14 protein-coding genes are annotated in these 12,791 nt (G+C 43.9%); 5 read left to right on the top strand and 9 right to left on the bottom strand.

The features are described from left to right. Positions 1–122: 122 nt before the first annotated feature. The 6 genes from H6F41_RS11795 to psbN form a co-directional block, all read right to left on the bottom strand. The gene (locus H6F41_RS11795) at positions 123–1,133 is read right to left on the bottom strand and encodes a phosphate/phosphite/phosphonate ABC transporter substrate-binding protein (protein WP_199288755.1); all 1,011 of its coding nucleotides are present in this window, start codon (positions 1,131–1,133) and stop codon (positions 123–125) included. A 198-nt stretch (positions 1,134–1,331) separates the two neighbouring features. Further along, positions 1,332–3,302, bottom strand: a complete 1,971-nt coding sequence (gene dnaK / locus H6F41_RS11790) for a molecular chaperone DnaK (protein ID WP_190403677.1) — start codon at positions 3,300–3,302, stop codon at positions 1,332–1,334. 166 nt (positions 3,303–3,468) lie between these two features. Then, positions 3,469–3,969, bottom strand: a complete 501-nt coding sequence (locus H6F41_RS11785) for a CAAD domain-containing protein (protein ID WP_190403676.1) — start codon at positions 3,967–3,969, stop codon at positions 3,469–3,471. 112 nt (positions 3,970–4,081) lie between these two features. After that, positions 4,082–4,648 carry a DNA-3-methyladenine glycosylase gene (locus tag H6F41_RS11780; protein ID WP_190403675.1) on the bottom strand — a complete coding sequence of 189 codons (567 nt, stop codon included), beginning with the start codon at positions 4,646–4,648 and terminating at the stop codon, positions 4,082–4,084. A gap of 35 nt (positions 4,649–4,683) precedes the next feature. After that, positions 4,684–5,109 (bottom strand): molybdenum cofactor biosynthesis protein MoaE, encoded by a 426-nt coding sequence (locus H6F41_RS11775; RefSeq protein ID WP_190403674.1) that lies wholly within the window; start codon positions 5,107–5,109, stop codon positions 4,684–4,686. A gap of 57 nt (positions 5,110–5,166) precedes the next feature. Next, positions 5,167–5,298, bottom strand: coding sequence for a photosystem II protein N (gene psbN, locus H6F41_RS11770; protein ID WP_190403673.1), 132 nt, complete (start codon positions 5,296–5,298; stop codon positions 5,167–5,169). Positions 5,299–5,375: 77 nt separating this feature from the next. On the opposite strand from psbN, the gene psbH reads away from it, so the two are divergent. From psbH to H6F41_RS11750, 4 genes are all read left to right on the top strand, one after another. Beyond that, positions 5,376–5,570 carry a photosystem II reaction center phosphoprotein PsbH gene (gene psbH / locus H6F41_RS11765; protein ID WP_190403672.1) on the top strand — a complete coding sequence of 65 codons (195 nt, stop codon included), beginning with the start codon at positions 5,376–5,378 and terminating at the stop codon, positions 5,568–5,570. A 136-nt stretch (positions 5,571–5,706) separates the two neighbouring features. Continuing rightward, positions 5,707–6,021 (top strand): TatA/E family twin arginine-targeting protein translocase, encoded by a 315-nt coding sequence (locus H6F41_RS11760; protein WP_190403671.1) that lies wholly within the window; start codon positions 5,707–5,709, stop codon positions 6,019–6,021. Further along, positions 6,014–6,667, top strand: coding sequence for an aminoacyl-tRNA hydrolase (gene pth / locus H6F41_RS11755; protein ID WP_190403670.1), 654 nt, complete (start codon positions 6,014–6,016; stop codon positions 6,665–6,667). Before H6F41_RS11760 ends, pth begins: the two co-directional genes overlap by 8 nt. A gap of 149 nt (positions 6,668–6,816) precedes the next feature. Continuing rightward, entirely contained in the window at positions 6,817–7,941 is a 1,125-nt protein-coding gene (locus tag H6F41_RS11750) for a sugar phosphate nucleotidyltransferase (protein WP_190403669.1), read from the top strand. A gap of 65 nt (positions 7,942–8,006) precedes the next feature. On the opposite strand, the gene H6F41_RS11745 is transcribed toward H6F41_RS11750, so the two are convergent. The 3 genes from H6F41_RS11745 to murI form a co-directional block, all read right to left on the bottom strand. Next, on the bottom strand, positions 8,007–9,500 hold the full coding sequence (locus H6F41_RS11745; protein WP_190403668.1) for an N-acetylmuramoyl-L-alanine amidase: 1,494 nt from the start codon (positions 9,498–9,500) through the stop codon (positions 8,007–8,009). A gap of 71 nt (positions 9,501–9,571) precedes the next feature. Beyond that, a complete protein-coding gene (locus tag H6F41_RS11740) occupies positions 9,572–11,026 on the bottom strand; it encodes an N-acetylmuramoyl-L-alanine amidase (protein WP_190403667.1) in 1,455 nt (484 codons plus the stop codon). A gap of 40 nt (positions 11,027–11,066) precedes the next feature. Then, positions 11,067–11,897, bottom strand: a complete 831-nt coding sequence (murI, locus tag H6F41_RS11735) for a glutamate racemase (RefSeq protein ID WP_190403666.1) — start codon at positions 11,895–11,897, stop codon at positions 11,067–11,069. A gap of 179 nt (positions 11,898–12,076) precedes the next feature. Here murI and H6F41_RS11730 point away from each other — a divergent pair, with 179 nt between their 5' ends. Beyond that, positions 12,077–12,595, top strand: coding sequence for an inorganic diphosphatase (locus H6F41_RS11730; RefSeq protein WP_190403665.1), 519 nt, complete (start codon positions 12,077–12,079; stop codon positions 12,593–12,595). Positions 12,596–12,791 lie beyond the last annotated feature (196 nt).

Below are 12,791 nucleotides of genomic sequence, written 5' to 3'. Positions count from 1 at the left end.
CCAACCCCTCAATTCAATAACTTCTGGTCAGGTAGAGGTTGCATGGTGTTTAATTTTTGATTCTTGAGCAAGTAACATAATTGGGTTGGCTAGATCAACTAACCAACCCCTCAATTCAATAACTAGGGCTTGAGTCCTGCCCTTGCAATAGCAGTACGCATAGTCGCTAGATGTTGTTCGTGATCAACCTTGACTAGTTGCGTAGAGTTGTAGAGGCTACGAAATAACTGATTGTTCTCTGGTTCGTTGAGTTTTAAAAACGCATTGATCAGCTTTTCGCGTAATTCCGCAGGCACACTATCATCAAAGGTAATGCCATGGGCTGGCACATTTGGTACTGGGTGCAGCACTCGTAGTTTTGCGCTTTCTTCAGTTGTGATCCAAGGTGGTAGCAATGCGTATTCCGACACCACCGCAACATCGGCTTGATCGCGCAATACAGCCTGTAAAGCACTGCTATAGCCATCACCATAGGTAACTTTGCCAAAGAATTGCTCTAGGCGATCAGGTCCATCCACAAATTTGAGACCTACTAGCTCACTCACAGGGAAAATAAATCCTGAACCAGAGGAGCGTGAAGTAAACGCCATGCGCTTGCCACGCAACTGCTCAAGGGTTTTTGTGGGATCTGCCAAGGTTTGTAAAGGGCTGTCTTTGGGAACGACAAAGATCGAGTTATAGGTCTTACCCCCCGAATAGTCGTCGCGTACTTCGGCTAAGTACATCTTTGCCCCTGCTAATTGTTCCGCCTTGAGTGCGGCGCGACCACTGACAAAGGCAACATTAGCACGATTGGCTCTCAAAGCTTCTACCGAAGCCGTTTCGTCAGCAATGATCCCTTTAACGGGAATACCGATTTCCTTAGACAAAATTTCAGAAACCTTATCGACTTTGCTCTGCAAGTCGGTGGTGTCGCGGCGAGTCGCAAAAGCAATGGTAACTTCGGTGAGGGGAGCCTGTGCTGTTTCGGTAGGAGTAGGCGTTGCTGTTTGAGGTGCAGCAGCTTGGGTGGTTTCAACTGGCTTCTGAGTCGATGGTGGCTGACTGTTTTCTCCACAAGCAGTCAAAGCAAGTATCGATACTAATCCTGCGACTACAGCAAGATTAGTAGGTAAACATAATTTTTTATTCATTAACTTTGAGGCAATAGTCGCACTAAAAAGAATTACTATCAATAACAATCTGTTTTAATTAAAATCTATTTGAGAATTTAAGTCAATAACTTAATCCTAAAAAAGTTAAAACTATAGCTATAAATAAAGGCGGCGCGAAGCGCCGCCTTTATTTATGTGGGAAATGTTAAAGAGCTGAGTATGGGTGAGCCAGACTGATCACATCCACTCATCATCATCGTCATAGGAAACTCTTGTATTAGGACGACGGCGATCATCTTCATCTTTGCCGCGTTTATTACGACTGGCAAAACTGCCGATACTCTCCAGAATACCGCCAAATAAATCGTCATCTTCATCATCGTAATACTCTTCATCCTCCGCATAGAGTTCGCTCGATAGGGCATAAAGAGCTTCCTGTAGCTCAGATTGAGCGCGATCGATTAGGGCATCATCTTCCTTTGCGATCGCATCTTTGAGTTTCTTGATCGCCATCTCGATTTGTTTGCGTCGTTCATAACTGAGTTTATAACCATAGTTCAAGGCTAAATCCTTGAGTTGACGCTCTGCACCCACAGCAAGATTATCGGCACGATTGAGTTTTTCGATGCGTTCTCGTTTGGCGCGATCGCGATCGGCAAATTGCTCTGCTTCTGTAACCATCCGCTGGACTTCTTTTTCATCTAGTGTCGAAGCGCCTTTAATAGTGACGCGACGCTCAACACCCGTGCGGCGATCGCTAGCCGTCACCGCCAAAATGCCATCGGTGTTTAAATCAAATGTGACATCTACCTGTGCCATGCCACGGGGTTGCGGATCAAGCCCACTTAGTTTAAACCGTCCCAATGACTTGTTATATTCCGCTAGATCCCTTTCCCCTTGAATCACATGAATTTCCACAGAAGTTTGGTTATCTTCGGCGGTGGTGAATAATTCCATCTTGCGACAGGGAATTGTCGTGTTTCTGGGAATCAAACGCTTGACCACACCGCCCGAAGTTTCTACACCCAAAGATAAAGGTGTGACATCAAGCAATAAAACATCCTTAATTTCGCCTGATAAAATTGCCGCCTGCACAACTGCGCCGATCGCCACGACTTCATCAGGATTCACACTTTGACTCGGTGGCTTGCCGATTGCCCGTTCCACCATTTCCTGTACTGCGGGAATACGGGTCGATCCGCCGACTAAGACCACTTCATCAATTTGACGGGGACTAATCTGGGCATCTCGCAACACACGATCGAGGGGAATTTGTAAACGCTCCAATAAATCGGCGCTCAAACGTTCAAATTGCGATCGCTTTAAACTAGTTTCTAAATGTAAGGGTCCTTCCGCTGTCGCCGTAATAAACGGTAAATTGATCTCAGTTACTCCCACCGTCGAAAGCTCAATTTTGGCTTTCTCAGCAGCTTCTGTCAGCCGTTGCAAGGCTTGGCGTTCTTTTCGGAGATCCACACCATCGGATTTGAGAAATTCCTCAGCCAGATAATTGACGATTTGACGATCAAAATCATCACCGCCTAACTGGGTATCGCCTGTAGTTGCCTTGACTTCAAATAAACCATCGCTCACTTCTAGCACTGACACATCAAACGTACCGCCGCCAAGGTCAAACACCAAAATCTTTTTATTGGTCTTTTTGTCTAACCCATAGGCTAGGGATGCAGCCGTTGGCTCATTTAAAATTCGTTTAACTTCGATTCCTGCAATGCGTCCAGCATCCTTAGTGGCTTGTCTCTGTGAATCATTAAAATAAGCAGGTACTGTAATCACCGCACCCGTCACAGGTTCGCCCAAATAGCGACTTGCTTCATCAACGAGTTTGCGGATTACCATTGCCGAAATTTCTTCGGGGGCAAAGTCTTTTTCTAATCGAGAACTGCGTAACTTGATATTGCCTTGGTCATCACGACGCACTGTATAGGGAACTCGCTTAGTCTCTGCCGACAGTTCATTATGCTTGCGTCCGATAAATCGCTTGACTGAATAAAAGGTATTGTCAGGATTTAGCACCGCTTGTCTACGTGCCATTTGTCCAACTAACCTCTCACCGTCTTTTGTAAAGCTAACAACGGAGGGGGTAGTGCGGCTGCCTTCTGAGTTTGCAATCACTATGGGCTTGCCACCTTCCATAACGGCTACCACAGAGTTTGTCGTACCCAAGTCAATACCTACAATTTTACCCATGCTTGACGTATATACCTCTTCACTTCCCAACGTAACTGCTGTTTTAGAGCAGTCTATTAGTTTATTAATTTTGCTTTACTTTTCTAATATCCTAGCCTTAAATACCGCGCTATAGACACCATGACTGTGTGGCAAGGGGATAACCCCTTGCCATTGGCTAGCTAGTCTAGCCCAAAACTTTATTTTTCCAGCCTGAAATAGTGTCAGTCAGTTCTTTGCGGGTATTAGCAAGTAATAGGTAGCGATATACAAACCAAGCTGAATAGCCAAAGCCTACTAATTCAAAGATACTAGGCAATAAAGGTAATTTATTTAAGAATTCTAAAAGTGTCGAAGTAGCTATTAATACGGGAATAGTTGCAAGAATCGTTAGTACAAGGGTGAGATTAGCTTTTTTGCCTTCACCAAAATATTCATCCCACAATTTAGTAACTTGCTTCCATAGATCAATGACTTGCTCATTATTTAATTGATCACTATTTGTCGCGTCGGACTCAACCTTAGTGCTATTGGTAACCGCGATTGGGGCTGCGATCTCATGGGCCGTAGGTGTTACTGGTTTGGTCATTGTTTCTTGGATAGGGTTTGCAGTTACGCTGGCAACTTCTTCTACAGCTTCGATCACATTTTCTGCGATCGCCTCAACGGTAGTTTTTTCAGGTTCCATGATTTGTTTTAATGTATTGCTCAATCATTATGATGCTGAAATTCTAACAACATTTGCCTCGCTTTGTTATGCCGATCTTGCCCCTCTAAGTAGCTGGGGTTTTATTCTTTGTCTATTTGCGCGACACAGATTTGCGATCGCGTAAATACCATCGCCAAGGCAAGTCTACTCCCTGCGTAATGCCAATGCGTGTCGTTTGATAAATTTCTTCTGCAAAATTAGCCGATCGCGACTCTAGCCACAACCCAAAATTGGGAGCGAGGGTAATCCCATCAAGTTGACGATCAATTTTAAATAGTTGGCAGAGTTTTCCCGGCCCAGCCCCTGCACGATGGGCTTTTTCCGTTGGGTTTCGCCAAATTGGTAATTTCTCGCATTCAATGGCACGAATTAGCACAGCGCTACAAAAATCTTGGCGATCGGTGACGATATTAAAGCAATGATATGTGCCATAAATTAAATAGACATAGGCTGTGCCAGGTTCACCAAAAATGGATTGATTGCGCTGAGTTTTGCGACGATAGCCATGACAAGCGGGATCAGTGGCATCATAGGCTTCGGTTTCGACAATCACGCCGCGATATTCCTCGCCATCGATGCGTCTTACTATCGTACAGCCCAATAAATCGGGGGCAACTGCATCTGCAGGGCGCTCAAAAAAAGATTGTTCTAGCAACATAAATCAATCAAATCAAGTGCTTTTCCTATATGGGTCTATATAGGGCTGTTGACCCAACTGCTCATCCCGTCTAGCCAAAATTCTTTTTTCCAAATTGGGGCATCGGTTTTTAATGTGTCGATCGCAAAACGACATGCCTCAAAGGCCTCTGCTCGATGGGGTGAACCCACGGCAACCAATACACTGATCTCGCCAATTTTCAGTTTGCCAAGGCGGTGATGAATAACAACTTGGGTAATGTCGGGAAATTTGGCACGGCTGCGATCGCAAATTTGTTGAAAAATCTCCAAAGCCATCGGTGCATAAGCTTGATATTCCAAATAATCCACTGCTCTACCCCCCGTCTGATTGCGTACCATGCCACTCATGAGTACCACTGCCCCATTACTCGCATTATCTGCGATCGCATAGACATCTGCCACATCTAACACATCATAGGTAAGCCGAAAATTGTTAATCATAATTACTAAAACATTTCTAAAACTAAGACAGGCAGTGCTTCATGCTGCCTGTCTCAATTAATCTTCGTGTTCTTCAAACTGATCAACTAGCCCCTTGTTTGGTGGTCCAAACGCCACATATATCGCATAAGCCGTTAAACAGATCACACATACGGCAATAGTCACCGCGATCGAAGTTGCGTTTTCCATGAATTGAACCAATGATTTGAGTTATTCTTAATTACAATTATACTATTTTGTAACAATCCTTTTAAGAAGACAAACTTATGTCACAACGCACTCGCCTTGGCGATATCCTCAGACCACTCAATGCAGAATACGGTAAAGTTTCTCGCGGATGGGGAACTACTCCTCTGATGGCAGTATTCATGGGATTATTTCTTGTATTTCTCGTTATTATTCTCCAGTTGTACAACTCCTCCTTACTTCTTGAGGGCGTTAACCTCAACTGGGGCGGCTAGTTTGCCGTCTTGATAACTAATTTAAAGGCACGCATTGCGTGCCTTTAAATTAGTTATTGTTTTTGTGAAATCTAGAAAATATCTATGTTTCCTACCGTCTCCATCGTTAAGCTGTCTATAAAAAAGGTCATTCTCAATGAATATTTTTGGTATTGGCTTGCCCGAAATGATTCTGATCATGCTGGTTGCCCTCTTGATATTTGGCCCCAAAAAATTACCAGAAATTGGGCGGAGTGTAGGCAAAGCTATCAAAGGTTTTCAAGATGCCTCCCGTGAATTTGAATCAGAGTTCAAGCGTGAAGCTGATCGCATAGAGCAAACTTCATCAGAGGCTGCATCTATTGCCACTAGTCCTAAGTCTGATGACGCTGAGGCTGTTGTTGCGACAGTAGTAGAGTCTGTACCCGCAGAAGTTGAAGCTAAGGAAGTAGCAAACGTCAAGGATGCTTGAGACTCAATCTATTTCTCTAATTGTGGGTCTAGGCAATCCTGGCACGGAATATGAGCGTACCCGTCACAATATTGGTTTCATGGCAGTTGATCGCCTAGCCACAGCTTGGAGCATCTCTCTGGGTAAAGAAAAGCGATTTTATGGCATTTTTGGTGAAGGTAGATTGTCAAGTCGCTTAGTCCATACTAGTCATCCTAATAGCGGCAAAATTCGATTGCTCAAACCCACTACCTATATGAATGTATCGGGGCAGTCGGTTCGAGCCTGTGCTGATTGGTTTAAAGCTAATCCCGAAAATATTCTGGTCATTTATGATGATATGGATTTGCCCCTCGGTAAATTGCGTCTACGACCATCAGGATCAGCGGGTGGACACAATGGCATGAAGTCAATCATTGCTCATCTTGGTACGCAAAACTTTCCCCGTCTGCGCTTGGGAATTGGGCGTGGAGGTAAGTCTGAATCTGCGATCGCAACAAAAGCGAATCAAAATGTGACTAATCATGTCTTGGGCGGCTTTTCATCCTCTGAAACCAAATTCTTGCCAGAAATTTTCAGTATGACAGAAGTGGCAATAGATAGCATTTTGACCGATGGTTTGGAGAAAGCTATGAGTTTGTATAACAGCCGCAGTATTTGCCCTTAATATTTGCACCCAGTATTTGCCCCTAAATTTTTAAGACTGCTTCCGAGGTATGATAGGACGGATTTTACGGTAACTCGCTTATACTTGAGCCGATCAAGTTCGGAAATAAGCAAGTACCATTTAATCGTAGTGAGAGGAGAACGTAATTTATGAAAGCCATGATTTTGGCTGCGGGTAAAGGTACTAGAATCCGCCCGATCACGAATATCATGCCCAAGCCCATGATTCCGATCATGCAAAAGCCTGTCATGGAATTTCTAGTGGAATTGCTAAGGCAGCATGGCTTTGATCAGATCATGGTCAACGTTAGTCACTTGTCAGAAGAAATCGAAAACTATTTTCGAGATGGACAGAAATTTGGTGTGCAGATGGCATATTCCTTTGAAGGGACTATTGTCGATGGCAAACTACAAGGTAGTGCGCTTGGCTCGGCTGGCGGACTTAAAAAGATCCAAGACTTTTCACCATTTTTTGATGATACCTTTGTTGTCCTCTGTGGCGATGCCTTAATCGATCTTGATCTGACCTATGCCGTTAACTGGCATCGTCAAAAGAAATCCCTAGCGACAATTATTACTAAAACTGTTCCAAAGGATCAGGTGTCTAGCTACGGCGTTGTAGTGACTGATTCCAATGGACGGATCAAGCAATTTCAAGAAAAGCCAAGTATTGAAACCGCTCTAAGTAATACGATCAATACAGGTATTTACATTTTTGAACCAGAAATTCTCGATTACGTCCCCTCCGATGTTGAATTTGATCTGGGTAGCGATTTATTTCCCAAACTAGTTGCCGCCGATCTTCCATTCCATGCAATTTCTATGGATTTTCAATGGGTTGATATTGGTAAAGTTCCTGATTATTGGCAAGCAATTCAAGATGTGCTTTTAAATAAAGTCAAAAATGTAAATATCCCCGGTCATGAAGTCAAACCAGGAGTATACACAGGGCTAAACGTAGCTGTGAACTGGGACAAAGTTGATATTCGCGGTCCTGTTTATATTGGTGGCATGACCCAAATCGAGGATGGCGCAACTATCGTGGGACCTACGATGATTGGACCTAATTGTCATGTTTGCAGTGGTGCTGTGGTTGAACGCAGTGTCATTTTTGAATATTCGCGTTTATCCGATGTCCGCTTGGTTGATAAGTTGGTGTTTGGTCGTTATTGCGTAGATAAGACAGGTGCAACTATTGATCTCCAAGCTGCGGCTTTGGATTGGTTAATTACCGACGCGCGTCATCAACAACAAACGCAATCACCTTTGGTATAAAGAATGACATGACGAAATCATGAGATAAAAAAGGCAGTGCTAAGCACTGCCTTTTTATATTTTGCTTATCTTCCCCGTACTCGAAAAAATTGATCGACTCCCTTTGCGATCGCATCAGCCATTTGTCTCTGATATTCAGGACTGTTCAAGTTTCTTGCTTCAGTAGGATTAGTGACAAAGCCTGTTTCGACTAGAATCGCAGGCATTGAAGTTTTTGTAAGCACATAAAATCCAGCCGCTTTGACTCCACGGTTATTGGCGCGAGTTGCACCAATAATTTGTGACTGCACATAGCTCGCTAGCTCTTTTCCTGTTGTCGAGCCACGAGCATGAAAAGTTTCTACTCCATTTACGCTACTATTCCGCGAGTCCAGAGAGTTAGCGTGTACGCTTACAAATACATCGGCATTGTTGCGCCTTGCAAAGGCAACACGAGGTTCTAAGTCAATTTCCACATCGTTGGTACGGGTATAAAACACTGTATAACCCATCGCTTGCAAAGCTCGACCAACATTCATACTCATTGCTAAGACAACATCTTTTTCCTGTATCCCGTTACCAATGGCACCAGGATCTCGTCCGCCATGTCCTGCATCAACTACTACTACACCACGACGGCGATCGCCTATATTTTGAGGAGATTGAGTAACAGTTGTATTTGCGGGTAGAGGTACTGGATTGTTTCGGGATGGGCTGCTATTTAGAGAAACCTGTAACTGGATTTGTTGATTGCTGCGACGTTGTAGCTCTCTAACTTGCCAGCCTGCAATTGGTTGGATACCGATTTCTACGGCGCTACCCACCTGAGACAGTCGAATCCTTTCGATGGGGCTATTCGCTGCCAAACTAGGTCGTTGCAGATTTGGAGATATGCTGGCGTTGGGAATTGTTAAACTATAAGTCCCAGATGTTGTGTCTAGTCTAGTTTGATAATTTACTGGTTTGTTCGCTTCGACCAATAGCTGACCTGTGCTACTAAAACTCAATCTTTCGATCGCAGCAGGTGCGCCTGTCGTCGAGACGATTGGTCTACTCGGCAAAGTGACACTAGGAGTGGGGAGACTAGATGGTATTGATGTTGCTTGAGGTTGGCTGCTGGTAGGAGTGAGCAGTAATGTGTTTGTTGCCGCGATGTACTGACTACGCCATGCATTTTTGCTATTAGGATCTGCGCTATCTAGATCAAAAACTAACCTTGTCACCGCAGGGCTATTTTGAAACTGAGCGACTCTGATTTGCTTGATGCCAAGACGATTCATCGGCACAGTTGCCTTATGTAATTCCTGTTGTAGACTTGTGTTTTGTAAGTCGATAATCAGTCGATCGGGGTTATCCTCGCGTTGAATGGAAATTTGAGGATTAGCATTAACGTTTAACATCAAGCCATTGCCTACAGGTCTAATGCTGTTTAGGCGTAATGTATTGGATAGGCTTGAGGCTATCGTTGTGTTTGGTTTGACCTGCGCTAATATGGGCATTGCGTAGCCACTAGCTACAGTTAACACAACCCCAACCGCTAGTTGTCGATATCGCAAAATAGTTCTCCTATGGGTGTTCAAGATCTGGAAATTGAGCTATCGAACAGCTAGATCTCTTATAAGTTCTTACGTTAGAGCGTTGTCGCTACCATCTATCTTCGGTAAGATTTGAGAAATTGATCAACTCCTTTTGCGATCGCAGTAGCCATGCGCTCTTGATAGGCAGCATTGACTAGCTTGGCTGATTCGGTGGGATTTGTGATAAATCCTGTCTCCACCAAAACAGCAGGCATCGAAGTTTTCGTAACCACATAAAATCTAGCTGACCTCACACCACGGTCATTTGCACCCGTGTCAGCAATAATTTGCTGATGCACTGATTCTGCAAGATTCTTTCCTAGAGACGCATTAGGGGCATGATAAGTTTCAACCCCATTTACTTGCGATGAACTAGCATCAAGGGAATTTACATGGATGCTGACAAATGCACTAGCCTTTGCATTATCCGCCATCTTTACCCTTGGCTCCAAATCAAGATCAATATCACTAGTACGGGTATACATCACAGAATATCCCATCTGTTGCAATATTCCACCCAGTTGTCGGCTGATTGCCATCGTAATATCTTTTTCATACAGACCATTTCTGGTTGCCCCCACATCTGGGCCTCCATGACCGGGGTCAATCATGACCAATTGGCGACCATTGCTATTACTATTTGCCTGTAATTGTGATTGTAGTTGCGGTTGTGCTCTTTGGGACACACTTACTGGTGCGACTTGCCTAATACTGGTCAATTGAAGCGCAATTGTTTGAGGACTCGTTCTAGCAGTTTCTTGAATTTGCCATCCTGTGATCGTTTTGACACTAATTACCACGGCATCATTGACTTGATTAAGGCGAATTTGCTCAATAGGGCTATTTGCACCTAAAACAGGTCTTCGTAATCGCTGAGAAATTTGTGCCGCAGGAATTGAAAAACTATAGGTGTTCGTGGTGGGGTCTAATCTACCGCTATAGGTAATTGACTGATTAGCCTGAATTACTAACTGACCATAGCCGTTAAAAGATAATCCCTCAATGGTTGTTGGGAGACTACGATTACTATGGCGATTACTATTTTTATTTGCTACTGTCTGCTCAGTTGGGCGAAATGCCAATATCCCTCTTGATTGGTCGAAAGAGCTTTGCCAGCTTGTAGGGGAATTATTATCTAAATCAAAAACTAATCTCGCGATCGCAGGTGATTGTTGAAACTGCCCAACTCGAATTTGTTTCACCCCATAGCGATTCATTGCCAACACCGAGTTATTTAGCCATGGTGGAACAACCGTTGATTGTAAATCCACAATAATGCGATCGGGATTAGCAACACGCGATGTACTAATCTGCGGTAGACCATTAATCAATAATGCGAGTCCGTCAGTACCAACTTTAATGTCACGGAGCTGTAATTGCTGCATCGCAGATAAGGGCAACTGGGCTTGCCGATTGTCAATATCTTGCGATCGCAAACTACTTTGTGCCTCGGCAGTCTGTGTATTGCCGTAAGTACCAGCTAGTAAGCTCAAAAATAGCCACAGCCCTCGTTTGTAATGTTGGTTCAAAAGATTACTCCCATATTGACTAAATCCCTTGAGCAAAACTTTAAGAAAGTAATTCTACAGGAGATAGGTGAACTTTTTCTACCAAAGGTAACTTGCCCAACCAACGACGTGATACTTGAGCAAACCTCTCAGGCTCTCCGCTCACAAAAAACTTAGTTTCAGCGCGATCATGACGACCATCAAGACACTTTAAACCCATTAAATCTAACTCCTGAGCGGCAGCTTTGACCACATAAGACGCAGGATTCACCAGTGCAACATGGGATGGCAAAATCTGACGCAAAACACCTGATAGGTGTGGGTAGTGAGTACAACCTAGAACTAAAGTATCAATGTTTGCCTCTATCAACGGCTGTAAATATTGTCTTGCGACTTGTAAGGTGTAAGGATCGTTAATGCGATCAGACTCAATCAAAGGCACAAATTCTGGGCAATCGACCTGAAAAACCTGTGCTTGTGGATCGCTCTCACAAATTGCCTGTACATACGCTTCACTCTTGACCGTCGCTGTTGTTGCAATTACGCCAATCCTCTTGCCTTTACCCACAGCCGCCCGTGCCCCTGGTAAAATCAATCCTAAAATTGGCAGCTTGAATTCAGGTCTGACCACATCCAGAGCCAAAGCTGAACTTGTATTACAAGCCATAATTGCCATTTTGACTTCTAGAGACTGCATCCAATGCAAGATCTCATATACATACTCAATAATTTCCGCAGGCGAGCGTTTCCCATAGGGCAAACGTGCTGTATCACCAAAATAAACAACAGACTCATTAGGCAGTTGGCGATGAACTTCTTGTAAAACCGTAAGTCCCCCAACTCCGCTATCAAACACACCAATAGGGAACCGAGCTTCTTGCTGCAAAATCATGCACATCCTCACACTTCACATGCACACAGTAAAGCATACTTTTCTTTAAGTGAATATCCGCGTAACTAATTAACCTCAAACATAAGCGCACTAGACACTTATACTTTTTCTAGATAGTTTGTAAATAACCTTGCAAACCAAACAAACCAAACCAAATTAAGTAAGGAGAAATCAATATCATGGACTTATCTCGTATTCCCCCACAGCCCAAAGCAGGCATCCTGAACGTACTAATCGAGATTCCCGCAGGTAGCAAAAATAAGTACGAATTTGACAAAGACCTCAATGCCTTTGCCCTAGATCGTGTCCTCTACTCTTCAGTTCAATACCCCTACGACTACGGCTTTGTTCCCAATACCCTCGCCGATGATGGAGATCCCCTAGATGGCATGGTAATTATGGATCAACCCACATTCCCTGGTTGTGTTATCCCCGCGCGTCCCATTGGTATGCTGATCATGATTGATGGCGGCGATCGCGACGAAAAAATTCTCTGTGTCCCTGCCAAAGATCCTCGTTATGCTGATGTCAAATCCTTAGATGACATCGCCCCCCATCGCCTCGAAGAGATTGCAGAGTTTTTCCGTTCCTATAAAAACCTAGAAAAGAAAGTCACTGAAATCAGAGGGTGGGAAGGTGTAGAAGCAGTTCAAGCTCTTGTAACTAAATCAATTGAAGCGGCATTGCCTAAATCTTAAATTTCTTTTGGAGTCTGAAATCCTTCTACCATAAGGAATAGACGAGCCAAGGTAAAAAAATCCAAAACAAACCTTACAAAAGGGTTGACAAACCGAAATAACCTTGCTAACTTAATAAAGCGCTGAAGGGAAGCGAAGCGAAAGCGAAGCAACCCGACCTGAAAAGAGAAGCGCCAAGAACCTAGACAACCAAATA

It is taken from the genome of Pseudanabaena mucicola FACHB-723, from assembly GCF_014696385.1.
In the GTDB taxonomy this organism is placed as follows: Bacteria; Cyanobacteriota; Cyanobacteriia; order Pseudanabaenales; family Pseudanabaenaceae; genus Pseudanabaena.
Note: the sequence above shows the minus strand (reverse complement) of the source record. Positions and strands in the feature narration are given on the sequence as shown.

What these genes read in the sequence shown, in the direction of transcription:
- H6F41_RS11795 (WP_199288755.1), bottom strand. Translation starts at nt 1,133, where the DNA reads ATGAATAAAAAATTATGTTTACCTACTAATCTTGCTGTAGTCGCAGGA.
- dnaK (WP_190403677.1), bottom strand. Translation starts at nt 3,302, where the DNA reads ATGGGTAAAATTGTAGGTATTGACTTGGGTACGACAAACTCTGTGGTA.
- H6F41_RS11785 (WP_190403676.1), bottom strand. Translation starts at nt 3,969, where the DNA reads ATGGAACCTGAAAAAACTACCGTTGAGGCGATCGCAGAAAATGTGATC.
- H6F41_RS11780 (WP_190403675.1), bottom strand. Translation starts at nt 4,648, where the DNA reads ATGTTGCTAGAACAATCTTTTTTTGAGCGCCCTGCAGATGCAGTTGCC.
- H6F41_RS11775 (WP_190403674.1), bottom strand. Translation starts at nt 5,109, where the DNA reads ATGATTAACAATTTTCGGCTTACCTATGATGTGTTAGATGTGGCAGAT.
- psbN (WP_190403673.1), bottom strand. Translation starts at nt 5,298, where the DNA reads ATGGAAAACGCAACTTCGATCGCGGTGACTATTGCCGTATGTGTGATC.
- psbH (WP_190403672.1), top strand. Translation starts at nt 5,376, where the DNA reads ATGTCACAACGCACTCGCCTTGGCGATATCCTCAGACCACTCAATGCA.
- H6F41_RS11760 (WP_190403671.1), top strand. Translation starts at nt 5,707, where the DNA reads ATGAATATTTTTGGTATTGGCTTGCCCGAAATGATTCTGATCATGCTG.
- pth (WP_190403670.1), top strand. Translation starts at nt 6,014, where the DNA reads ATGCTTGAGACTCAATCTATTTCTCTAATTGTGGGTCTAGGCAATCCT.
- H6F41_RS11750 (WP_190403669.1), top strand. Translation starts at nt 6,817, where the DNA reads ATGAAAGCCATGATTTTGGCTGCGGGTAAAGGTACTAGAATCCGCCCG.
- murI (WP_190403666.1), bottom strand. Translation starts at nt 11,897, where the DNA reads ATGATTTTGCAGCAAGAAGCTCGGTTCCCTATTGGTGTGTTTGATAGC.
- H6F41_RS11730 (WP_190403665.1), top strand. Translation starts at nt 12,077, where the DNA reads ATGGACTTATCTCGTATTCCCCCACAGCCCAAAGCAGGCATCCTGAAC.